20 protein-coding genes are annotated in these 22,390 nt (G+C 63.1%); 13 read left to right on the top strand and 7 right to left on the bottom strand.

The genetic code is table 11. The features are described 5' to 3' along the window. Window positions 1–21: 21 nt before the first annotated feature. Window positions 22–1,635, bottom strand: a complete 1,614-nt coding sequence (crtI, locus tag FHU29_RS16425) for a phytoene desaturase family protein (RefSeq protein WP_064439198.1) — start codon at window positions 1,633–1,635, stop codon at window positions 22–24. A 61-nt stretch (window positions 1,636–1,696) separates the two neighbouring features. Further along, window positions 1,697–2,803 carry a polyprenyl synthetase family protein gene (locus FHU29_RS16420; protein ID WP_232322882.1) on the bottom strand — a complete coding sequence of 369 codons (1,107 nt, stop codon included), beginning with the start codon at window positions 2,801–2,803 and terminating at the stop codon, window positions 1,697–1,699. 216 nt (window positions 2,804–3,019) lie between these two features. On the opposite strand from FHU29_RS16420, the gene metF reads away from it, so the two are divergent. Beyond that, window positions 3,020–3,949, top strand: coding sequence for a methylenetetrahydrofolate reductase [NAD(P)H] (gene metF, locus FHU29_RS16415; protein ID WP_064439197.1), 930 nt, complete (start codon window positions 3,020–3,022; stop codon window positions 3,947–3,949). 4 nt (window positions 3,950–3,953) lie between these two features. Here the strand turns inward: metF and FHU29_RS16410 are convergent, their stop codons facing one another. From FHU29_RS16410 to FHU29_RS16390, 5 genes are read right to left on the bottom strand one after another with little or no spacing between them, the layout of a single operon-like run. Next, window positions 3,954–5,120: a glycosyltransferase family 2 protein gene (locus FHU29_RS16410; RefSeq protein ID WP_232322881.1), complete on the bottom strand. Its 1,167-nt coding sequence runs from the start codon at window positions 5,118–5,120 to the stop codon at window positions 3,954–3,956. Between the two features lie 29 nt (window positions 5,121–5,149). Beyond that, on the bottom strand, window positions 5,150–5,842 hold the full coding sequence (locus FHU29_RS16405) for an LppM family (lipo)protein (RefSeq protein WP_083962164.1): 693 nt from the start codon (window positions 5,840–5,842) through the stop codon (window positions 5,150–5,152). Window positions 5,843–5,846: 4 nt separating this feature from the next. Next, window positions 5,847–6,728: a carotenoid biosynthesis protein gene (locus tag FHU29_RS16400; RefSeq protein ID WP_232322880.1), complete on the bottom strand. Its 882-nt coding sequence runs from the start codon at window positions 6,726–6,728 to the stop codon at window positions 5,847–5,849. After that, window positions 6,728–8,314: a phytoene desaturase family protein gene (locus tag FHU29_RS16395; RefSeq protein ID WP_064439194.1), complete on the bottom strand. Its 1,587-nt coding sequence runs from the start codon at window positions 8,312–8,314 to the stop codon at window positions 6,728–6,730. Before FHU29_RS16395 ends, FHU29_RS16400 begins: the two co-directional genes overlap by 1 nt. 19 nt (window positions 8,315–8,333) lie before the next feature. Continuing rightward, window positions 8,334–8,888 carry a GNAT family N-acetyltransferase gene (locus FHU29_RS16390; protein WP_232322904.1) on the bottom strand — a complete coding sequence of 185 codons (555 nt, stop codon included), beginning with the start codon at window positions 8,886–8,888 and terminating at the stop codon, window positions 8,334–8,336. A 240-nt stretch (window positions 8,889–9,128) separates the two neighbouring features. On the opposite strand from FHU29_RS16390, the gene FHU29_RS16385 reads away from it, so the two are divergent. The 12 genes from FHU29_RS16385 to ftsW all read left to right on the top strand — a co-directional run bounded on the left by FHU29_RS16385 (window position 9,129) and on the right by ftsW (window position 22,369). Continuing rightward, window positions 9,129–9,566, top strand: coding sequence for an SAV_6107 family HEPN domain-containing protein (locus tag FHU29_RS16385; RefSeq protein ID WP_064439192.1), 438 nt, complete (start codon window positions 9,129–9,131; stop codon window positions 9,564–9,566). A gap of 190 nt (window positions 9,567–9,756) precedes the next feature. Beyond that, entirely contained in the window at window positions 9,757–10,197 is a 441-nt protein-coding gene (locus tag FHU29_RS16380) for a DUF3040 domain-containing protein (protein WP_064439191.1), read from the top strand. A gap of 449 nt (window positions 10,198–10,646) precedes the next feature. Next, window positions 10,647–11,078, top strand: a complete 432-nt coding sequence (gene mraZ, locus FHU29_RS16375) for a division/cell wall cluster transcriptional repressor MraZ (RefSeq protein WP_013806119.1) — start codon at window positions 10,647–10,649, stop codon at window positions 11,076–11,078. 1 nt (window position 11,079) lies between these two features. After that, window positions 11,080–11,247, top strand: coding sequence for a hypothetical protein (locus tag FHU29_RS16370; RefSeq protein ID WP_157094934.1), 168 nt, complete (start codon window positions 11,080–11,082; stop codon window positions 11,245–11,247). 20 nt (window positions 11,248–11,267) lie between these two features. Next, window positions 11,268–12,278, top strand: a complete 1,011-nt coding sequence (gene rsmH / locus FHU29_RS16365; protein ID WP_064439190.1) for a 16S rRNA (cytosine(1402)-N(4))-methyltransferase RsmH — start codon at window positions 11,268–11,270, stop codon at window positions 12,276–12,278. After that, complete coding sequence (gene ftsL, locus FHU29_RS16360; RefSeq protein WP_083962163.1) at window positions 12,275–12,973, top strand: cell division protein FtsL; 699 nt, start codon at window positions 12,275–12,277, stop codon at window positions 12,971–12,973. Before rsmH ends, ftsL begins: the two co-directional genes overlap by 4 nt. Beyond that, window positions 12,970–14,817, top strand: coding sequence for a peptidoglycan D,D-transpeptidase FtsI family protein (locus tag FHU29_RS16355; protein ID WP_157094933.1), 1,848 nt, complete (start codon window positions 12,970–12,972; stop codon window positions 14,815–14,817). The genes ftsL and FHU29_RS16355 overlap by 4 nt, the downstream gene beginning before the upstream one ends. Before the next feature lie 167 nt (window positions 14,818–14,984). Further along, the gene (locus FHU29_RS16350; protein ID WP_064439476.1) at window positions 14,985–16,586 is read left to right on the top strand and encodes a UDP-N-acetylmuramoyl-L-alanyl-D-glutamate--2,6-diaminopimelate ligase; all 1,602 of its coding nucleotides are present in this window, start codon (window positions 14,985–14,987) and stop codon (window positions 16,584–16,586) included. Continuing rightward, complete coding sequence (locus FHU29_RS16345; RefSeq protein ID WP_064439188.1) at window positions 16,583–18,145, top strand: UDP-N-acetylmuramoyl-tripeptide--D-alanyl-D-alanine ligase; 1,563 nt, start codon at window positions 16,583–16,585, stop codon at window positions 18,143–18,145. Before FHU29_RS16350 ends, FHU29_RS16345 begins: the two co-directional genes overlap by 4 nt. Further along, window positions 18,142–19,227, top strand: coding sequence for a phospho-N-acetylmuramoyl-pentapeptide-transferase (gene mraY / locus FHU29_RS16340; protein ID WP_064439187.1), 1,086 nt, complete (start codon window positions 18,142–18,144; stop codon window positions 19,225–19,227). The genes FHU29_RS16345 and mraY overlap by 4 nt, the downstream gene beginning before the upstream one ends. After that, complete coding sequence (gene murD / locus FHU29_RS16335; RefSeq protein ID WP_064439475.1) at window positions 19,224–20,807, top strand: UDP-N-acetylmuramoyl-L-alanine--D-glutamate ligase; 1,584 nt, start codon at window positions 19,224–19,226, stop codon at window positions 20,805–20,807. The genes mraY and murD overlap by 4 nt, the downstream gene beginning before the upstream one ends. Beyond that, the gene (gene ftsW, locus FHU29_RS16330) at window positions 20,807–22,369 is read left to right on the top strand and encodes a putative lipid II flippase FtsW (RefSeq protein ID WP_064439186.1); all 1,563 of its coding nucleotides are present in this window, start codon (window positions 20,807–20,809) and stop codon (window positions 22,367–22,369) included. The genes murD and ftsW overlap by 1 nt, the downstream gene beginning before the upstream one ends. Window positions 22,370–22,390 lie beyond the last annotated feature (21 nt).

Below are 22,390 nucleotides of genomic sequence, written 5' to 3'. Positions count from 1 at the left end.
GGGCGGCATGAGCAGTACGTGTCACCCGGTAATGCGTGAGGCGGCGAGCTTCCCCGAAATTAGGCAGGTGGGAACGCCCACCCCGGGCGTCGTGCCGCAGCCCGCCAGCACCGCGTTCTGCACGCCTTTCACAAGGTTGCGCCTGCGGAAGGGGCCCGTCTGCGGAAAGTTGTGGGCTGCCGAGAACGGCGTGCCAGCTGCCATTCCCTGTGCCTGCCACGTCGCCGGAGAATCGACATGGCTGACAGTGAAGCCGCTTCCGTCAGAGCCAGAAATACCCTTGTATCCGCGCTCCTCCAGTGTGATCAGCAGTTCTTCCTGGTAGGCCGGCGTCACGCGCTCCCAGTCCAGCGGAGCCGAGTCGAGGTTGGGACAGGGAGCGAGGACGGAAAGCAACTCGCTCGGCTCGTCGGGATCCCCGAGGAGCATTCCCGTATCCGTCAGCGACGGCCGAGTGATCAGCAGCGAGGGGTCAGTCATGAGATGGCCGCGGCCCTTGCGCCCAGTCAACTCTTGGAACGTGCGATCCCACTCGCCACCGAAGTCGATGATGTGGTGGCCTTGCGCCGGCCACAGTGATGCTGTGGATTTCGGAACGGTCCCATGCATGATGAACGCGGACGGCGACCATCGTGTCCTCCGCCGCGCCGGCCGGGCAGGTGTCGAACTGAGGAGACCGTCGACGATCGGCAAGTCCGCTGTGAGGACGAAGGCGTCCGCCGTGAAGCGCTGACCATCGGTGCAGCGTGCGGCGGTGATGCGGGGGCCGCTCGATTCTAGGGCAGTCACGTCAGCGTTGTAGTGGATCCTGCCGCCAGCGTGAACGAACGCATCCGCCATTGCGCTGGTAATGGAATGCATCCCGCCTTCCGGAAAGTACACGCCGAGTGACGTGTCCATATGCGCGATTGCGCCGTAGACGCCAAGCGCCTTGGCTGGGGGCATTCCTGCGTAGAGCGCCTGGAAGGTGAAGATGCGCTGCAGCCGTGCGTCCTTCAGCCGTTTCGATACTTGGCGTCCGAGACGCCCGAATCCGCCCATCGCGACGAGTTGGCTGATTTCGCGTAGCGCTGCCGGGCTATTGACGAGGTCGAGTGGCGAGTCAAAGTTTGAGGCGATGAAGCGATCGAACTCAGTTTCAAAGACCGATTGCAGCCACGCGCGGAGATCTCGGTACCTGCTCGCCTCATCTGGACCGCATGTGCGCCGGACTTCCTCTTCCATCTGATCGGGATCACTGTGGACGTTGATGGCTGTGCCATCGGCGAACCGTGCGTGATAGGCGGGGTCGAGCCGACGGATGTGCAGTTGCGGCGTGGTCGAGCGCCGTGTGGCCCCGACTGCAGCGAGCGCCTCATCGATCAGGTCGGGCATGGTGAGAACAGTCGCACCCGAATCGATCCGGAACGTGTCTCCGTCGTGAGAGCCAGCGTAAAAGCCTACGCGTCCGCCTGGGTGGCTCGATTTTTCGAGCAGCGTGACCTCACGTCCTGAACCACGCAAGTGAAGAGCGGCGGCAAGCCCGGACAGGCCCGCTCCGACGACGACAACATGGTCAGACCGCCCCGGCACGGTGGCGCGGTTGTTCCCGGGCTTGCCCACAGCGGCTCCCGCCCCCGGCGAATAGGCAGACATCATCTTCCTCCAGTAGATTCACGCGGCGATCCGGCCCGCCACAGGACCGCGATCAAGTCGATCAGTAGGTGCGGCGCGTTACCGCCAGCGCCATCGCGTGGAGCGCATCCTTCGTACCCGGGCGCGCAGAACTCGCATCGAGCGCGTTCAGGGCGCGTTCGGTGAGGTCGGCTATCTGCTTCTCGACGCGCTCCACCGCTCCGAGGCTGATTATCAATGACCGAAGTGAGTCGACGTCCGCTTCGCTAAGTTCAGTTCCCACGGCGCTGCGTAGTGTAGCGGCAACGTCGGGCTGGTTAGCGTCGGCAGTCTCGAGCGCGTACGCGAGCAACGCGGTGCGTTTTCCCGCGCGCAGATCGTCGCCAGAGGGTTTACCTGTGGTAGCTGGATCCCCGAACACTCCGAGTAAGTCGTCACGAAGTTGAAATGCGATTCCGATATCAGCACCGAAGGTCCGGTACGCAGCAATCAGTGCATCATCTGCTCCAGCGATTGCCGCTCCGAGGTGCAGGGGGCGCTCGACGGTGTAGGCCGCTGTCTTGAACCGGTTTATCTTAAGCGCGGAACCATGGCTGCCATCACCCGAAGACTCCACGACAATATCGAGGAGCTGGCCGCCGAGGACCTCGGTCCTCATCGCGGCCCAGACGGGCAGCGCGCGCTGATGAGCTTCGGTTCCGATCCCCGAGCCATGAAACATGTCGTCAGCCCACGCGAGGGCGAGGTCGCCGATGAGAATTCCCGCAGCCTCCCCGAACGATTCTGGGTCTCCGCCCCACCCCTGGTCGCGATGCTGCCGGGCGAACTCCACATGGATGGTGGGAAAACCGCGCCGAGTGCGGGAGTTGTCGATTATGTCGTCGTGAATCAGCGCGCATGCCTGAATCAGCTCCAGGGACGCGCAGGCGGAGAGCACGTTGTCCGCACCTGGGGCATCGACGTCGCCACCCGCACCTAGCCACCCCACCCAGGCGAATGTTGGCCGTACCCGCTTACCTCCACGAAGCACGAAGTCTTCAAGGTGGGTGACGGCGCTACGGAACTCGGTGCCAACGGGTTCCACCAGGCTTGCGCGGTCGCGGAAGAACCCACGCAGCGCATCTGCGACATTCGTGCGAATATCGTGGGGAGGCTGCGGCAGCCCAGAAGGAAGATGTGGGGGCATCATTGGCGCGCTCAGCGCTAGCTCCTGTCGTCGGCACGAAACTACGGGCACGCCCTGGTTTTGTTGGAGCCCGTCTGCCATAGCCGCGCGACCAAGGTATCGGCCGGCGACATTGGCCGTTGCTCGCAGCATACCGGTCGATCGAAGGGCGATCATTTGCACGGAATCCGTATGCTTGCTTAGGTGACAAGTCAGGCGAGACAGACAGGTGTGCGTGGAATGAGACCGGGCCGGACCCCGTCGATTGTGGAGCGGATTACCGCCGACCCCCGTTCGACCCCGTTTTCTGTTGAGTTCTACCCGCCGCGCAATGAAAAGGAAGAGCAGCGGCTCTGGCGTGCGGTAAGGACGTTCGAACAACTGCATCCAGCGTTCGTTTCCCTGACCTACGGCGCCGGTGGTTCGACGCGTGACCGCACTGTTCGTATCGCAGGTCAGATCGCGACCGAGACCACGTTGCTTCCGGTGGCACACCTCACGGCGGTAGACCACAGCATCAGCGAACTCCGTGGTCTGGTGGGATCGTATGCAGACCGCGGAATTGTGAATCTCCTCGCACTTCGCGGTGATCCGCCGGGGAACCCCCTAGGAGATTGGGTAATGCATCCCGAGGGTGTCGAGTACGCGGAAGAACTCGTCCGCCTCATCAGGGAATTAGGCGACTTCCACGTGGGCGTTGCGTCGTTCCCCGAGGGGCACTATCGAGCGAAAGACCTCGATCACGATACCTACTACCTGCTTAACAAGCTGCGAGCCGGAGCCGAGTACTCGATAACCCAGATGTTTTTCGAGGTCGAAGACTACTTGCGCCTCCGTGACCGCGTCTCGGCTGCTGACCCTGTCCACGGCGAAAAACCCATCATTCCGGGCCTTCTCCCCATCACGTCATTGAGACAGGTCCGCAAGATCGTTGAGCTGTCCGGCTCCCAGATCCCGTCGCACTTGGAAGACAGGCTGGCACGAGCTGCCGGTTCCGGACCGGAAGAAGATCGCGTGGAGGTACGGAAAGTCGGAATCGAGCTGGCGACCAAGATGAGTGAGCGGCTGATTGCTGAGGGCGCGCCATGTCTGCACTTCTGCACGCTGAACTTCTCGCGGGCCACCCAAGAAGTCCTCACAAACCTCGGGCTGGCACCAGTGCCCGCGTAACCGGTTAGCGCACTGGCCGCCCTTTCCAGTGCGCGCTGCGTCTGCGTGACTGGCGTGTCGAGTGAGCCAGCAAGGCGACGAAAGCGAGCGCTGAGAAGGGGTGCAGGCAACACTCCGCGACGCGCGCTGCCCCCAGGCGGCCGCCGTGTTCGGTATGGGAGCTTGCGAGCCTGCTGGTCACAGCGGCCAGGTAGCCGATGAAGCCGAAACGGCGCGCACGCCCGTGGCCGACAAGCGCCACCACAGGGGGTACCAGGTAGGCGAGTACTGCCAGAGCTGCAACGACAATTGTTCCGCCAGTACCTCCGAACGCGGTGCCGAGCCACCGTCCATATCCTGCGGCGAGCTCACGCCGCGACGTATACATGCGGCAGCGCGCATGCGCCCTGCCGCTGACCAGGACGGTCCGGAACCGGCTGCGCCGCAGGTTTCTTGCGATGTCCAGATCTTCGGTCAGACTCGCAGCAACCTTGCTGTGCCCGCCCGCGCTGAGGTATGCGTCCCGCGTGAACGCGAGGAACTGGCCACACGCGACAGCGGTCGAAGGTCTCAAGCTCCGGTTGCTTACTGCGATCGGCATGGTCGACATCCACGACCAGGCAAGTAAAGGCTGAATGAGTCTCTCTGCCCAGGTGACCGCATTTTGCGAAGGCCACACGCTGACCAGCCCTGCTCCGGTGCTGCGCAGTGCTGCCGCCGCGCGGGAGACGGCGTCAGGTCCGACACGAACATCGGCGTCGATGAATATCAGGATCTGAGCGCCCGCGTTCAGTGCTTCGGTGCTCATCGCCGAGCATGCAGCCTGCTTGCCAAGCCAGCCTGGCGGAGGTTCCCGCTCAGAACGCCGGACACTGAAGCGAGTATCACCTGACGCCGCGGCGATGGCGGCATCGAAAGTTTCGTCGGTGGAGCCGTCGTCCACGATGAAGACTCTCATCCCTGGCACGTCACGCTGAGCCCGGAGGTCTTCGATCAACAGTGGGAGCGTCCGCTCCTCGTTTCGCGCCGGGACGCAGACGGCGATCGTGCCCGCGGGCTCGTGCGGACGAAGCAGCCGCAATGTGTCCACATTCCGCGCCGGGGCGAAATCCCGCAGTTCGGGTGTCGTACGCACATTGAGGAGCGCAAGAGCTGCCCCAGCCCCGGAGAGCGCAGCTCCAGCAACTGCCAAACGATACGTCCAGCTAGCTGTCGGCAAAATCAGTGAACGAGGTCGCTTGGCTTCGGGGACCGGTCCCGGCTGAACCAGGCCAGTGCGCCGACGATGACTGCTGCGGCGACACTCAATGCGATCATCAGCCCGGTCCAGCCCGCGAAGCTGCGCGTATTCGGATCGGTGTACGACGTTTCAGCACGCAGGGAAGTGAGATCGCCGGGTGCCGGGGTCCAGACGACGGACCTATTTGTGGTCATCTCCCCATTGGTGGAGCTGATGTTGGATGGGAAGCTCACAGCGAGCGTGACAGGGGAGCCATCAGGGACATTGCGCAGGTCAGCGCGCCCAGTCAGGGTGACGACATCACCGGAGCGTGTGAAGCGCAAATCGAAACTGCCGGGTGCGTCAGACGCGAACTGCCCCAACTGCCGGAAGTCAGTGAAACTCAGATCGCTGAAAATCAGCTCACTGCCCACGTAGCCCTCATCGGACCAGCGCTGCACTCGCGCACGTCCGTAGAGCGAATCGGGCACACGCAACTGCGGACCCTGATCGTTCTCTTCGGTGGGCTCTTGCGCCACGATTATCCGCCCGGATAGACGATCATCCTCGCTCAATCGGATGTTCGCATCCGTATACAGGCATCCAGTCGTCAACAGCAGGACAGCGGCGAGCAGCAGGCTTGCTGGCGCAAACCGGCTCCACCTGGGCGATCGCATCTTGTTTCGCAACGGCACCCCGCTATCGTGCCAGGTCTGACTCGCTGGTTGCGCGCTGACCTGCCGAGCGGCCACGAATCCGTGGCCGCGATTGGACCGTTCGATAAAGCCAAATGAGGAGAGGTATACCCGTGACGGCCATCCCGAGCAGGCCAAACGATGCGGAGATCTGCAGGCCCGCATCGGGAAAACGGGCATTGAGAAAAACGGCATGCGCGAGCGCGGATCCGAGCCACGTCCAGAGAAAGAGCACGAGAGGGACGGCGTCGACGCAGAGTCGGGCCCACCGGTCGGGCAGCTCGGAGACCGAATCAGAACGAGCAGTGGCAACTTCGAGTGCCAGCGCGATCACAGTCGCGACTAGCAGCCACCCGGCAAAGTTTGTTAGCGGTATTTGCCCCGCGCCTGGCAGGACTGGCCCGTCCGCACACCACGTCCAGTAACCCATCGTGACCATCTGGGGATCGAGGTAAAGGTCCCACGCCGTGATCGTCACCGCCACCAGCGGGACCCGCATTGCCGCCCGCCGCCAGCCGTGGCGTCCCGAAAGAAGCGCCGAGACCGCGCACCACACGGGGTAACTGCCCGCTGCCCAGGCCAGTGGTACCACCAGCGGAACTCCGGCGAGGTGCGGACCCAGGCGATCGAGCGCGTACTCGTAGCAGCCGAATGGAAAACCTGTAGCGACTCCCACCGCTTCAGCCGCGAATCCGGCACCTGCCGCTGAAGCCAGGAGGGTGACCGTGAAGCCAGCCCCCCGCGTAACCAGCGCATGGGCTAGCGCGGAGGCAGCGAGGAGGACAACCACGGCCGCGGTAACAGCATCAAGCATGGCTCCCTGTGCGAGTGGAAACATGATTTGCATTCCGATCGCGGCAGCCGCAAGGACCACGGCGATTCGCATTACCGGGGCCATGTCAACCCGCGCCGGAGTCGTCCGGAGAAACGCTCATCGTGGATTGCCATCCGCGCAGCACTGCGTCCGCTGAATCCCGAGACACCCCCGCCAGGATGGGTGGAGGCACCGGTTAGGTAAACGCCAGGTGCCCCTGGCACTTTCTGCCCGGCGAGGGCGGGTACCGGCCGCCACATCATCATCTGGTCGAGCCCCATCTCGACATGCATCACGTTGCCGCCGATCAGGCCTAGTTCGTCGGCCAGTCCCTTCGGGGTTTGTATGTGCCGGTCGAGGACGGTCCCTGCGAATCCAGGAGCAAAACGCTCAAGCTCAGCCTGGATACGATCTGCCTCTCGGTCAGCCAGAGTCTCCCAGGCCTTCCCGCGTGGACTGAACGGGTGCCATTGGGACCAGAGCGTCAATTGATGTTCCCCGGGAGGCGCGAGCGAGGGGTCGATCGCACTGAAACTCATTGCAAGGCAGACAGGTCTCGGCGGGAGTTCGCCCGCCAGAGCAGCGCCGTGAGCGGTCCGCAAATGCGCACGATCAGTGGCCAGGAGCTGCAGGCTGGCGCCGATGACCGCTGCGTCGTCGTCCGCAGTCGGGTATGTCGGGAGCGTTCGCGCTCGCACGCGAACCGCCATGCCGATGCCAGGGCCCACACGGATTCGCTTTCGCCAGTCCGCCAGTCTGGCACTGTCAAACTTGCCTTCAGCCAGGAGGTCAAGGGTAGTGAGGATGTGACACCCCGCAATCACGACGGGTGCGCTGACTTGCGTGCCAGATTCGGTCGTCACTGTCCACCCGCCATTGTGCTGGGCAAGGGAGACGGCAGCATCACCGCAGGTGATCGACCCACCGTCCGCCTCGAGGCGGCGGGCCAGTGCGGCAGTCAGCGCTCCGCTCCCTCCGACCGCGCGCCCAGGCGGCAGGACGTGCATCAGCGCGGCGAAACCCACCATCGGTGCGGTCCCCGGTTCAGACATTGCAGGGCCTGATTGTGCGCCGAACCAGGCAAGGGCAGCCTTGAGGCGCTCATTCGTGAAGAACTCGTCGAGTACTGCGTCACCAGGTGAGAGGAATTCTCGTGAGAGTTGGGCGGGATCACCACCAGTGTCGAGGCCCCAGAATGACCGCAGGAGGTGCGGCGCCGAGGGCGGGGCGCTGAACGCGCGCATAACGTGGCTGCTCCGCGGGGCCCACACTTTGACGAACTCCCGGTAGGCGCGGGCTTCCCCGACTGAACATGCGCGGGCGATCGACTCGCAGGTGCGATCGAGGTCGCGCCAGAAGACGATGCCTCTGCCATGCGAACCAGGCTCAGCCGGAGCAAACGCCCAGGGGTCGCAGTCGATGTATCGCAGACCGTGCGATGCGAGGTCGAGTTCCTCGATAATTCCGCTGTGCCGGATCATCAAGTGTGCGGATGACCCGCGGTCAACGCGATGTCCGGGGAACCGTTCCACCGTGGAGACGGCGCCACCGATGACGGTGTCCCGTTCGATTACCCGTACACCCCACCCGGCGCGCGCGAGGTAACACGCGGCAACGAGCGCATTGTGCCCTGACCCGACGACGACAGCCTCACTCACGGTTCCTGAGGTTAGCCGCTCAGAGCGGAAGCTCCCGCCCGAGTACAGCAAAGGGACGAGGGTCGCCGTCGAACTGAAAATGTCGCAGCACATCAGCGAAGCCGAGCCGACGGTAGAGTCGCCACGCGCGATTGTCCTCGTCACCGACTTCTGGTGTGGAAAGCAGCACCGCTCGTTCCGGCCTGGCATCAAGGAGTGCGGTGATCAGTGCTTGCCCCACACCCATGCCCTGGGCATCAGGGTGAACATGGAGTTCGGTCAGTTCGAAGTAGTCCTCCAGGGTGCGCTCAGCGTTGAGTTCACCGTCCCCCGACTCGAGGGCGTCCCAGACCTGCTTGTACCACCACTGGCTAGGGGCGCCTGAGTAGCCGTATGCGATGCCGACAAGCGGAGCATGGTGCGCGGCGAGTTTCAGCTTGCTGACTCCGCGGAGCTGGTCTCCAGGTTCCAGCACCGCCGCCACTGCCTTCCATCCTGGGCGCAGGGCATGTTCCGCCCACATCGGGGCCCTCCGTCGGGCGACTGACGGCGGGTATCCCATCGCCGCCACATAAATCTGGAGCGCCTCATGCATTCGTTCGCGCAGCGTTTCGGGCGACAGCTCGATCACGGTGCTCACAACAAGGGCCACATTTCGCGGTATCGGCTCCTCGGCTTCGTCAGAAATTGTCAGGGGGGATAGTTATATTGAAGACGTCGAACAGCTGTTCGATACGGCGGCTGGCCTGTTCGAGGGAAGCGACACAGGCCAGCCCGCCGAGAATATGTACGGCCCTTGCAGCAGTCTGTGGGGCCCGCTCTGTTAGGAGGATGGATGCGCTCACAGATGAGCCCGGCGCCCTGTGTCGCACGCCCAGGAACTGGTGTAGCGGCAGCGCGAGCGCGTGACCTGCTACGACGGGCGGATCAGCTCCACGCGGAGGCGGTTGGCGAGTGCATTCCTGACGACAAATTCCGTGCCGCCTATCTGGCGGCACTTCGTGGCGCGGCAACGGTGCTGGCACTGCACGATAAACCTCAGCGGCGAGGCCGCAGGACGAGAAACGCCTGGGTTCTGCTTGAGGGGGTTTCTGAAGGATGGGCGCGGTGGAGTGGCGAGTTCGCCACCTATTCACGTCGGCGGACGGCTTTCGAGGCAGGTATCGCCTCCGCCACTCCCGCGGAGGCCGATGGTCTTTGCCAGTTGGCTGGTGAGTTTCTTGACGTAGTTCACGAGACGGTGTTTGGACTGCGCGAGCCAGGTGCGGCGTGAGAAAGTTTCCGCCGTTTCGTCCGAAAAGGACGCCCGGGACTCAACTGAACGAAAGATGCGGCAAACCGCACAGCGATCTGTGTGGTACGCAATGAGAAGTGCACTTATCATAGTGGTAAGTTCTTGCAAGAGTCAGGAACCCGCTGCGCCGTATGGTGTGGCGGCCACCACCAAGTGCGGGGGAGGGACCGTGCCACTCTCCGAGCACGAGCAGCGTATGCTCGAACAGATCGAGAGCGCGCTCTATGCCGAGGATCCGAAGTTCGCTTCGCAAGTGCGTACAGCAAGCACTCGCGGTGCATCTCCGCGTCGGCGACTCCAGGTCGCTGCGATCTTCCTACTGGGGCTTGTCCTGCTGATCGCCGGGGTTGCGCTGCCGCTCAAATTGGGTGATTTTCCGATTCTGAGTCTCGTCGGCTTCCTGGTGATGTTCGGCGCAGGAGTCTGGGCGCTTGCGGGTAACCACCAGCGCACAGCAGATGGAGAAGGCCAAGAGGCCTCAACGGACACCGGTGCTTCTGGCAAGCAAGGCGGCAAGAAGCCGCAGCCAGGAGCGCGCAAGCCCCGGGGTTCATCCGAAAGTTTCTCGAAGCGGATGGAAGAGAGATTCCGGAAGCGTTTCGAGCAATAGCGGCTTCTCATATGTAAAGAGGGTGTGGCTCCCGGCCGGGAGCCACACCCTCTTTTCTTTTGCGGCATCGCTTAACGGCACCTCGCGGCCGCCTCTCCCCACATCTCCCCACCCGAAGCCCTATTGTTCGCGGTGCTGCTTGTCGCCACACACCTCGAATGCTGACCACACACCGCTGCAGGCGGGTCTTGGCCGGTAAAGAGGGTGCGGGCTAAGAGTTCCGCGGTAACGGGGAGGTCGCGGGCTGGACTCGATTTGGGCCAAGGTCCTATAACGGTCTGAACGCCCCCACCTTCTCCCACCTCGTGTATCAGCATAAATAGGCACGCACCACAATGAAACGCCCCTGTTATAGATTGCCGGTGGGGGAAAGTGGGGTAACGTGGTGCGCGGTGGAACGTACCCAAGTTCCGCTGCAGGTCTCTCGGGGCGGATGAGGAGGTGTCGGAATGTTTCTCGGCACCTACACGCCCAAGTTGGACGACAAGGGCCGGCTCACACTGCCGGCGAAGTTCAGGGAATCGCTCGTGGGAGGTGTGATGGTTGTCAAGGGGCAGGACCACAGCCTTGCCGTCTACCCGCGTGCCGAGTTCATGGAGCTTGCCAGAAAAGCGGCATCTATCTCGCGCAGCGATCCGCAAGCACGGGCGTTCATTCGCAGTCTCGCTTCCGGTGCGGATGAGCAGCACGTTGATGCTCAAGGCCGAATCACGATCTCCTCAGCTCACCGCAAGTGGGCGGGCCTCGCCAAAGACTGTGTCGTCGTTGGCTCCGTGGATTTCCTTGAGATCTGGGATTCCGGCTCGTGGGAGGAATACCTCTCGGAGAACGAGGAGGACTACTCGCAGGCGCGTGACGAGGTGCTCAAGGAGATCCTCTGACGTGTCGAATCCAGGTTCGCTTTCAGCGCTCGCCAAGGCCACCTTGGACCGGGTGTTACGCGGCCTCTGCCCGGTAGAGCCCCTGGCGTACTTCCCCAACGCCAGGTACTCCGTCCGGACAGAGCCCACGTTGCATCCACCGATGTTCTCCAAGGTTGCCGCCCCGTGACGATCACCTTAGGAGCTGTCATGACCGATGCGATGCCCGGGCGTCCATCTGAGGGGCAGCCGACCCATGTCCCGGTGATGGCGGAACGTGCGGTCGAACTATTTACTCCAGCGATCACCCAGCGATCCGCGGATGGTGCTGGCGCTGTCCTGGTCGATGCAACCCTTGGTCTCGGCGGTCACGCGGAACGGTTTCTGCAGGACTTCCCGGGACTGCGAGTTGTGGGTCTGGATCGCGACCAGCGCGCGCTCGCGCTCTCCAGGGAGAGACTGGCGCCTTTCGGGGACCGAGTGACCTTCGTCCATACCCGCTTCGACGGCATCGCGACGGCCCTTGACCAAGCTGATTTGGCGCAGTCCGAAGCTGTAGAAGCGATTCTGTTTGATCTCGGTGTGTCATCTATGCAGCTTGATGAGAAGGGCCGCGGGTTCGCGTATTCGATCGATGCACCCCTCGACATGCGCATGGACACGACAACCGAGTTGACCGCTGCGGATGTGCTGAACACCTATTCAAGAGGTGAACTCGCCCGAGTGCTGAATACGTACGGAGAAGAACGCTTCGCTGGCCGGATCGCGTCAGCCATCGTGCGGTACCGCGAACAGCAGCCCTTCACGACGAGCGCCCCGCTGGTGGAGTTGCTGTACTCCGCCATACCCGCGGCCGCGCGAAGGACGGGCGGCCATCCTGCTAAGCGCACCTTCCAGGCGTTGCGTATTGAAGTCAACGGCGAGCTCGAAGCACTCGAAAAGGTCATTGAACCAGCGTGTGAAGCGCTCACAATTGGCGGTCGTGTCGCCTTCATGTCGTACCAGTCGCTTGAAGATCGCATCGTAAAGCGGGAACTCGCGCAGCGCGTGAAGTCTCGCTCCCCTGAAGGTCTGCCAGTTGACCTTCCTGGAACAGGGCCTGAGTTTCGGTTGCTGACGCGAGGTGCCGAACGGGCCTCGGAAACGGAAGCGGCAACAAATCCACGTTCAGCGCCGGTACGGCTTCGCGCTGCCGAGCGGATCGCAAGGAGATCGCAATGACGACGACGCTGACCCCCACCCGGCGCGGCAATGACCAGAAACGAAAGAACGGGCGCCCGGGAGCACACGGGATGTCGCCGGCTGCGCGCCGCGCATATGCCCGCCGCTCAACCCGCCTTGGCAGTCCCGACGGCGGAGCGGCCCGTTTCGACATGCGGGAAAAGGCGAGTCGTATCCCGTTTGTGGCCCTGATCATTGCGATGCTAGTAGGCGGACTCGCGCTCACCTTGTTGTTGTCGACGCAAGCGGCGCAGCAGGCGTATCAGATCACTGAGGCGAAGATGGAATACAAAAAGCTCGCAGAAGAGCGTGAAGCGTTACGCCGTGACGTCGAGCGCGGCCGTTCTGCCCCGGAACTGGCCCGTCTCGCTTCCGAAGAGGGAATGATCCCAGCGCCTGATCCTGCGTATCTCCGGGTGGCCCGCGACGGCTCGGTGAACCTGATTGGCGAGCCACGTGTTGCGCAGGGTGCACCGCTTCCGCCGTTCAATATCGACCCCCAGCGCCGTGACCTGACAGGCCCGCTTTCCGGGTCCCCGGAACGTGAAATCGAGGTGGCGATACCGATTCCGGTGGACGAACTGCCCGGACCGGAGATGACTCCGCAGCTCGGTGAGAATGGTGAGCTTTCGGAGACCCTGGTGCCGGTAGGTGGGGAGCCAGATGCCGCCGACGAGCCGACGGACCTGCCGTGACCCCATCCCGGTCGCGACGGCAACCACCTAAGCCGGGGGCGCGCGTCTACCGCTTCCGTGTCGCTGGTTTCGTCATGTTCCTGGCAATCGGGCTCATCGTTGTACAGCTCATCAATGTTCAGGGTTTCTCCGCGCCGCGCCTTTCGGCCGAGGCCGCCATGCAGCGGACTGTGTCCCTCGTCGACCCCGCTACGCGAGGGCCGATTGTTGACCGAAATGGCAACGTTATTGCCTTCACCACAGAGGCACGTGCGTTGACCTTCCAGCCGCGCAGGGTCCGGGAGCAACTCGAGACCGTGGCGGAGAATGATCCGACCGCACCTGATCCGGACGCGCGACTTCGAGAAATCGCGAGGGGTGTCGCGCGTGCGCTCGACGATCAGGTGACGGAACGGACACTTCGCCGCCAGGTTATGAGTGACGAGACGTTCACGTACCTCGCTCGCGGCGTCGATCCCGCTGTTGCCACGGAGATCCAGGAGGACTTTCCTGAGGTCGGCTCCGAGCGCCAAGACATCCGCCAATACCCGGGCGGCGCACTAGCGGCGAACATTGTGGGGTCCACGGGGTGGGACGGACACGGCCTTATGGGCCTGGAAAAGGCAATGGACGCCGAACTGGCGGGCCAGAACGGATCGCGCACCTACGACCGCAGCGAGGACGGCGCGGTCATTCCCGGAAGTACCCGCGATGTGTATCCAGCTGTCGACGGTTCCACGGTTGAGTTGACGATCGACGCCGATATCCAGTTCTTCGTTCAGCAGCAGGCACAACTCGCCAAGGATCGCTCCGGAGCGCGCAACGTGTCGGCTGTCGTGATGGACGCACACACCGGTGAAATCCTGGCGATGGCGAATGACGGCACGTTCAACCCGGCACTCGGTCTCGGCGCACCTGAAAACAAGGTTTCTGAGCTAGGAAACCTTGCAGTATCGACGCCATTCGAGCCGGGTTCGGTGGCCAAGCTGGTGACAGCTGCGGCCGCGATCGAAGATGGTCTCACCACGCCCGATGAGGTGCTTGACGTCGACGGCCGCATCAACATGTCCGGCGTGACAGTGCGTGACGCCTGGGAACACGGGGTAGTGCCGTACACCACTACTGGCATTTTCGGTAAGTCCTCAAACGTGGGCACATTGCTGCTCGCGGAGCGAGTCGGCGAAGAACGGTATGCAGAAATGCTGTGGCGCTTCGGGATTGGGCTGCCAACCGGCATTGAACTCCCTGGCGAAAGCTCTGGCATGGTCCCCCCGCTAGATCAGTGGGGCGGCGGCACTTTCGCGAACCTGCCTATCGGGCAGGGTCTGTCGATGTCGCTCCTTCAGATGACTGGCATGTATCAGGCAGTCGCGAACGACGGTGTTCGAGTCCCGCCTCGCATTATTCGGGCATCGGTCGATGCATCCGGGAAGCGCACCGAATCTGAGCGACCTGAACCGGTCGAGGTAGTCAGCGCGGAGACTGCCGAGATCGTCCGGGATATGTTCCGCAGCGTTGTCCAGCGCGACCCGATGGGTTATCAGCAGGGCACGGGTCCCCAGGCGGCAATCGAGGGATATCAGGTTTCCGGAAAGACCGGTACTGCGCAGCAGGTCGATCCCAATTGCGGCTGCTACTCGAACTCGACCTACTGGATCACTTTTGCCGGGATCGCGCCGTCCGATGATCCGCGCTACGTGATCGGCGTGATGCTTGATGCGCCGGTCCGCGGGGTCGACGGTGGCGGCGGGACGTCAGGGGCGCCCCTTTTTCACAACATCGCGTCGTGGCTGCTGCAGCGGGAGAACATACCGCTGTCGGCAGAGCCCGGGCCGCAGCTCGTCCTCGACACCAGTGCCCCGTAAGGGACAGCTTGCCGACCGTAACGCGAGATTCGCGTGTATTGTGCCGTGAGCCTGTGAAGCACGCGGCGGGCCGGTAACGTTCGCCCTAGCTTATGGCCAGCAATGACGCTGTTTTCGGGGCTGCAAAAATGTGGGGTGCTGCAGCGAAGTGGGAGAGGAGTGGACTGGTGCCAATCGGACAGGCAGCGGGCGGACCAGGGGAGGAGCCTTCGTCTCCGCGGCCGTCGACCCTGCCTCCCGCCTCGCTTTCCGAGCTGCTTGTCTTATCGGGTGCGCGTGCTGCTGCGGGACCGCCTGTCGAGGCGAAGACGGTGTCAGGTGTGGAGCTGCGAGCCCAGCATGTCGTAGTCGGCGACCTCTTCGCCGCGCTTCCTGGCGCGCGGGCACACGGAGCTTCGTTCATTCCGGCGGCGCTCGAACGCGGCGCGGCCGCCATCCTCACGGATGAGGCCGGCCTAGCGCACGTCAGTAGTGACATCCAGGTGCCGGTTCTTGTGCATGAGGAGCCCCGGCGGATTCTGGGCGATACCGCCGCTCGCATCTACGGAAACCCGTCGGACAAACTTCAGCTGATCGGGATCACGGGGACGTCAGGGAAGACGACAACGGCATACCTCATCGAAGGTGGTCTTGTGAGTGCCGGGCGGCGCGCAGGACTTATTGGCACCGTAGAAACTCGCATCGACGGAAAACCGATTCCGAGCGCACTGACCACGCCCGAAGCTCCGCAGTTGCAGGCTTTGCTCGCTGTCATGGCGGAGCGGGGAATCGACTCTGTGGTGATGGAAGTGTCGAGCCACGCGCTCGCGCTCGGCCGCGTTGACGGATGCCACTTCGCGGTGGGCGGTTTCACGAACCTTTCGCAAGATCATCTCGACTTCCACCGCGACATGGAGGATTACTTCGACACGAAAGCGCGTCTGTTTGTCGCAGAATCACGCGTGAAATGCGAACGCGCAGTCATCTGCGTCGATGATGACTGGGGCCGCCGGATGGCGGGCTGTGCTGCTGGCGACGTCGTGACGGTATCCGCCGATGGTCATCCCGCTCAGTGGCTCGCCCGCAGCGCTCAAGTCGTTAGTACCGGAGTGCAGGTCTTTACAGCAGAACGAAGTGACGGTCGTCAGTATGACGTGACAGTCCGGCTGCCAGGCAGATACAACGTCGCGAATTCCCTCTTGGCGCTCGCGATCCTCGACGCGGCTGGTTCGGACACAATCCGAGCGGCACGAGGCCTCGCGGATGTTCAGGTTCCTGGGCGCGTGGAACGTATCGACCGCGGGCAGCCTTTCTTGGCGGTCGTGGACTACGCCCACAAGCCAGGCGCAGTGGAGGCCGTGCTCGCCACTTTGCGTGCCCAGGCCCGCGGCAAGATCGCGCTGGTAATTGGAGCAGGCGGCAATCGCGATACGGGTAAACGCGAGCCGATGGGTGAGGCGAGCGCGAGGGGTAGTGACGTTGTGATCATCACCGATGACAATCCTCGTGATGAGGACTCATCGGTGATACGAGCGGAAATGCTCGCTGGCGCGCGACGTGTACCCGAGGCTGAACGCGCAGAAATCCAGGAGATCGGCGACCGCGCGAAGGCTATCCGAGTCGCTGTCGAGTGGGTGGCCGCCCATGGAGTTGGCGATGATGTGGTTCTCGTGGCGGGGAAAGGCCACGAGACCGGGCAGGAGATAAGAGGTGTGAAGCATCCATTCGACGATCGGCTCATCCTTGCCGACGCCATTGATGCTGCGCTGAGGAGCGAGGTAACTGAGTGATCGCCATGACACTGCGTGAGATAGCGGATCTCACGGGAGCGACGCTCCATGACGTGCCGGACGAGAACGCGGTCGTCACGGGCACTGTGGAGTTCGATTCACGCAAGGTAACGGCCGGAGGACTCTTCCTGGCGTTGCCAGGGGCACAGGCGGACGGGCACGATTATGCGCAGGCAGCCGTGGATGCGGGAGCATGCGCGATCCTGGCGGCCCGCCCAGTCGGGGTGCCGGCTGTTGTGGTCCCTCCGATAGCGGAGCAGGATTCGGCCTGGCAGGGCACCGCGATGGCACTCGAGCATGATGCCGATGGATCCGGTGCCGCAGTGCTTGCTGCACTCGCAAAACTCGCCCGCGCAAGCGTTGACGTTCTCACTGAACAGCATGGCCTCACGGTGGTTGGCGTGACAGGCTCAGCAGGTAAGACGTCGACGAAGGACCTGATCGCCTCCGTCCTTAAACCACTCGGGTCAACGATTGCCCCGCCCGGCTCGTTCAACAACGAGATCGGCCACCCCTGGACTGCACTGCGTGCCGGTATCGGTACGCAGTTCCTCGTCCTCGAAATGTCCGCACGCGGTCCCGGGCACATTGCGGCTCTGGCAGCGACGGCGCCACCCCGTATCGGGGTGGTGATCAATGTGGGGACCGCGCATCTCGGAGAGTTTGGTAGCAGGGAGGTAATCGCGGCTACCAAGGGTGAACTTGTGGAGTCGCTGCCTGATGCGGCCGCCGGAGGCGTTGCGATCTTGAACGCCGATGATCCGCTTGTCGCTGCGATGGCGAAACGAACAACTGCTCGTGTGGTGTTTGTTGGACAGTCCGGGAACGCTCATGTGCGTGCCACCGACGTTCGCCTCGATGATCAGGCTCGTGCATCGTTCACGCTAACAGCTCCGCAGGGCGTCACCGAGGTGACGCTCGCGGTACACGGCGAGCATCAGGTAACCAATGCGCTGTGCGCGGCCGCGGTAGCACTGGAATGTGGCGCCACAGTGGACCAGATCTCGGCTGCTCTCGGTGGGGCCAAGGCCGTGTCAGCGCGCCGGATGGACGTCAGAACCAGAACTGATGGCGTCACCGTGATCAATGACTCCTACAACGCGAACCCTGACTCAGTCAAAGCTGCGCTCAAGGCGCTGGTGACTATGGCTCGATCCGGGAAGCCGTCACGTCGGTGCTGGGCGGTCCTGGGGGAAATGGCTGAGTTAGGCGAAAACTCGGTGGTTGAGCACGACGGTATCGGCAGGCAGGCTGTACGGCTGCTCGTCGATCGGCTTGTGGTGGTCGGGACTGGGCGGCCATCACATGCAATGCACCAAGGGGCTGTGATGGAAGGGTCCTGGGACAACGAGTCGGTGCTCGTACCGGACGCCGAGGCGGCGATCGCGGCGCTGACCGCCGAGGTGGGCCCCGGAGACGTCGTGCTCGTGAAGGCATCACAATCAGTAGGTCTGTGGACTGTCGCGGAGGCGCTACTCGCTGGCGGTTACAGCACTGACAGCACCGACAGCACCGACAGCACCGACAGCACTGCGACGAGGACGGAGAGCATCCAATGACGCAGGTTCTCTACGCTGGGGGCTTCGCGCTTGCGGTGTCGATTCTCCTAACCCCAGTGCTGATCCGCGTTTTCTCGAAGCAAGGTTTCGGTCAAGAGATCCGTGTCGAGGGGCCTCAGTCACACCAGTCCAAGCGTGGCACCCCGTCTATGGGCGGCGTCGCGATACTTGCCGGCATTTGGGCGGGTTACTGGGGTTCACACCTGGTAGGGATGGGCATCGATGGCGAAGGGCCGACGGCGTCCGGAATGCTCGTGCTCGGTCTCACCACGATGCTCGCCGGTGTGGGTTTCCTCGATGACTTCATCAAGATTCGGAAGCAGCGCAATCTCGGTCTCAACAAGACGTCAAAGCTCGTAGGGCAACTGGTTGCCGCTCTGGTTTTCGGTGGTCTGCTCTTGCAGTTCCGTAATCAGGACGACCTGACGCCAGGCAGCCCGCACCTGTCCTACGTCCGTGACATCACGACCATCTCAATGGGCGTGATCGTGTTCATGATCTTCGTGTACCTCGTCGTGACGGCGTGGTCCAATGCTGTCAACTTCACCGATGGGCTTGATGGGCTTGCGGCAGGTACCACCGGTCTCGTCGTCGGGGCATACGTCATCATTACGTTCTGGCAGTACCGGAACTCGTGCCAGGCAGACTTTGTGCCCGGCTGCTATCACGTCCGCGATCCGCTTGACATCGCAATCTTGTGTGCCGCGGCCGCCGGTGCGTGTGTTGGCTTCCTGTGGTGGAACGCCGCGCCGGCAAAGATCTTCATGGGCGACACAGGGTCGCTCGCTCTGGGCGGACTGATCGCAGGCGTCTCACTGACCACGCAGACCGCGCTTCTGATGATCGTCGTGGGCGCGATATTTGTCGCCGAGTTCCTCTCCGTCGTCATCCAGATAGCTGTGTTCCGCACAACCGGGCGGCGTGTGTTCCGAATGGCGCCGTTCCACCACCATTTCGAGCTCGGTGGCTGGGCGGAAACCACGGTTATCATCAGATTCTGGCTGCTCACAGCGATTGCCTGTGCGCTCGGTGTCGGCTTGTTCTACGGTGAGTGGCTCGCCGCATCGGGGGGCGTCTCGTGACGGCTGGCGCTGCGCCCGCACCGCGACCGCACGACTTCGCAGGAAGTGAGGTACTGGTCGCAGGAGCGGGGGTTTCCGGCCTCGCGACGGTGCGTGCGCTGAACGCGATCGGTGCGCGCGCGGTCGTCGCCGATACGCGTGAGCATGCGCTCGAACCGGCGATCAAACAGGGGGCTCGCGGCATTCTGCTGGAGCCCGCCCTACAGCCGGGGAGGGATGTTTTTGACGGCATCCGCCTCGTCGTGACGAGCCCGGGATGGCGGCCAGACGCCGCTCTGTTAGCGGAAGCAGCACGCAACGGGATCCCGGTCTGGGGAGATGTGGAACTCGCCTGGCGGCTTGACCAAGCCGGAATCTTCGGTCCGCCGCGGCGGTGGCTTGCCGTCACTGGAACCAACGGCAAGACAACAACCACCACCATGCTGAACTCGATTCTCCGTGCAGCTGGGCTGAAGAGTGCAGCATGCGGGAACATCGGGCGCCCGATCCTGGACGCGATGATGGCAGGGTGCGACACTGATCGCTCTGATCCGTCAGCCCGAATTGATGTACTCGCCATCGAACTGTCGTCGTTCCAGCTCTTCTGGGCACCGTCAGTAACCCCGGAAGCAGGAGTGATCCTGAACATTGCTGAGGATCACCTCGATTGGCACGGCAGCATGGATGCTTACGTCGCGGCGAAGCTTCAGGTCCTCACGGGCCGGATCGGCGTGCTGGGATTAGATGATCCCGTTGCATCGCAACTGGCGAGCAGGTCGATGGCAGCACGGACGATCGGATTTCGCTTGAGCGTCCCCGGGCCCAACGAGTTCGGCGTGGCGGACGGCTACCTGGTTGATCGCGCATTCGGCGATGCTGCAGGCGTCCGCCTCGTGAAGGCGGATGAGGTGCGGCCAGGAGGCCGGCCGGGCCTGCTCGACGGACTTGCCGCGGCAGCACTGGCCCGAGGAATCGGCGTAAGTCCAGAAGCGGTGGCAGAGGGCCTGCGCACCCATGAGACTGGCCCCCACCGCAATGCCAAGGTGGCGTCGCTTGGCGGGGTCACGTATGTCGATGATTCGAAAGCGACCAACCCCCACGCCGCGCTCGCGTCGATCTCGACGTATCCGCGTGTGGTGTGGCTCGCGGGAGGTCTGCTCAAAGGCGCCAATGTCGAGGAACTCGTTGCCGACGTGCGCGACCAGCTGGTGGCGGCGGTCCTCATCGGCGCGGATCGCGGGGTGATCGCGCAGACATTAGCGCGACACGCGCCGGATGTTCCTGTCGTCGAGGTGTTCGCAGGCGACGATAGGTCAGTGACAGTGACGACGATCCAGAGCGGACGCGCTGGCACCCCTTCGACAGCGCAGGAGAAGAGGTACGCCGCAGCCGCGGACATCGACCTCGCAGACGCGGTTATGGCGCGGGCGGTTAACGCGGCTGCCGCCCTCGCGCAGCCGGGAGACACAGTGCTGCTGGCGCCGTCAGCAGCGTCGCTCGACATGTTCCGCGATTATGGCCATCGCGGTCGCAGTTTCGCTCATGCCGTGGCAGCGCTCGGAAGTCCGCCACTCCCTGGCGTGAAGGGTGTTGCGGACTGATGGCCCGTGCTGTTGGCGGGTTTGCCGGGTGGCGCACTGCTGTGGCTGCCAGGTTCGGCGCGTGGCTGAACCGCCCACTCGCGTCGTTTCACCTGATCCTGTCGATCTCTGCACTGCTGTCGATTCTCGGCCTGGTGATGGTGCTGTCGGCGTCGAGCGTGTCCGAGATCGGCCGCTCAGGCTCGGCGTACTCCATGTTCTTCCGCCAGCTGATGTTCATCACAGCCGGCTGGATCATGTTTTACCTGGCATTACGGACACCTATCCGCGTCTTTCGCAGATTTGCACTCGTCGCCTTCCTGGCATCCTGCGTGCTGCTCGTGCTCGTGCTGATACCGGGGATCGGCGTGCTCGTCAATGGCAGTCGCAGCTGGTTCCATTTCGCTGGATTCGCGTTCCAGCCCTCGGAACTCGTCAAGATCACGCTCGCGATGTGGGGCGCTGTGTTGCTTGGTGACCGGGCTGTGCGTACGCGGAGCATCCGCGACATGCTGATTCCGCTGCTGCCGGGCGCACTCGTGGTCTTTTATCTCGTGGCGATGCAGCCGGATTACAGCACCCTGGTCGTGCTTTTCTTCATCCTCTTAGGGCTCTTGTGGTTCGCGGGACTGCCACTGGGATTCTTCGTTGTTGGTGTGGGCGCGGCGATGTCGGTTGCCGCAGTTATGGCGGTCGCGGAAGGCTACAGGTCCCAGCGACTGCGGGCCTTCTTCAACTCAGACGACGATCCCCTCGGTGCTAGTTATCAGGCGAGACAGGCGAAGTTCTCGCTCGCCGATGGTGGTTTCTGGGGAGTCGGCCTCGGACAAAGTCGCGCGAAATGGGCGTACCTGCCTGAAGCGCACAACGACTTCATTTTCGCGATCATCGGTGAGGAACTCGGATTCCTCGGCTGCGTGGCAGTTCTTGGCTTGTTTGCACTGTTCGCGTACACCGGGTTGCGTATCGCCACGAGATCGGTCGACCCGTTTCTTAGAATCTTCGTCGCGACTTCAACGGTTTGGGTAATCGGGCAATCTTTTATCAACTTGGGTTACGTCGTCGGTCTGCTGCCCGTCACTGGCCTGCAACTGCCCCTGGTGTCGTCCGGCGGGACTTCAGCCGTGATGACTCTGTACATGCTGGGGGTCATCGCGAATGCGGCTCGGCACGAACCTGAGGCGATCGCGGCCTTGCGGTCCGCGCCGAAGAAGAGCAGACTCTCCCGCTTTTTGCGCTTGCCCGATCCGGAAAAGTACGTGCCAGCGAAACCCAGTCGCAGCGCGCCTCCCCGTGGTGCTTCCTACGCGGCGCACTCATATGGTGATGTGCGTGCGGCCGAGTCGTGGGATTATGGACGAGCCGGGGGGCAGCGGCCCTATCCTGGTGGCCGGGCACCCACAGCTGCCTACGGTTCTCCAGCGCCAGTTCCACCCGAACGTGAGTACCGTACCCGTGGGCGTCGCAGCACAGGCAACAGTGGTATTGATGAAGGTCGTGGAGCCCGCCGCAGTCAGCAGAATCGGAGCTCAGACGGCAATCGGTCACGCTACCCGGGGCACGGCGGGCGATTCCGGAGATAACCGGGATTTCAGGCGTGGTCG

It is taken from the genome of Hoyosella altamirensis (assembly GCF_014191505.1).
Taxonomy (GTDB): Bacteria; Actinomycetota; Actinomycetes; order Mycobacteriales; family Mycobacteriaceae; genus Hoyosella; species Hoyosella altamirensis.
The sequence above is the reverse complement of the archived record's forward strand: the minus strand, read 5'-3'. Positions and strand labels throughout refer to the sequence as shown.

Coding starts and splice junctions, on each gene's coding strand:
- crtI (WP_064439198.1), bottom strand. CDS start 1,635: ATGTCTGCCTATTCGCCGGGGGCGGGAGCCGCTGTGGGCAAGCCCGGG.
- FHU29_RS16420 (WP_232322882.1), bottom strand. CDS start 2,803: ATGATGCCCCCACATCTTCCTTCTGGGCTGCCGCAGCCTCCCCACGAT.
- metF (WP_064439197.1), top strand. CDS start 3,020: ATGAGACCGGGCCGGACCCCGTCGATTGTGGAGCGGATTACCGCCGAC.
- FHU29_RS16400 (WP_232322880.1), bottom strand. CDS start 6,728: ATGCGAATCGCCGTGGTCCTTGCGGCTGCCGCGATCGGAATGCAAATC.
- FHU29_RS16390 (WP_232322904.1), bottom strand. CDS start 8,888: ATGCATGAGGCGCTCCAGATTTATGTGGCGGCGATGGGATACCCGCCG.
- FHU29_RS16385 (WP_064439192.1), top strand. CDS start 9,129: ATGCGCTCACAGATGAGCCCGGCGCCCTGTGTCGCACGCCCAGGAACT.
- mraZ (WP_013806119.1), top strand. CDS start 10,647: ATGTTTCTCGGCACCTACACGCCCAAGTTGGACGACAAGGGCCGGCTC.
- rsmH (WP_064439190.1), top strand. CDS start 11,268: ATGACCGATGCGATGCCCGGGCGTCCATCTGAGGGGCAGCCGACCCAT.
- ftsL (WP_083962163.1), top strand. CDS start 12,275: ATGACGACGACGCTGACCCCCACCCGGCGCGGCAATGACCAGAAACGA.
- mraY (WP_064439187.1), top strand. CDS start 18,142: ATGACGCAGGTTCTCTACGCTGGGGGCTTCGCGCTTGCGGTGTCGATT.
- ftsW (WP_064439186.1), top strand. CDS start 20,807: ATGGCCCGTGCTGTTGGCGGGTTTGCCGGGTGGCGCACTGCTGTGGCT.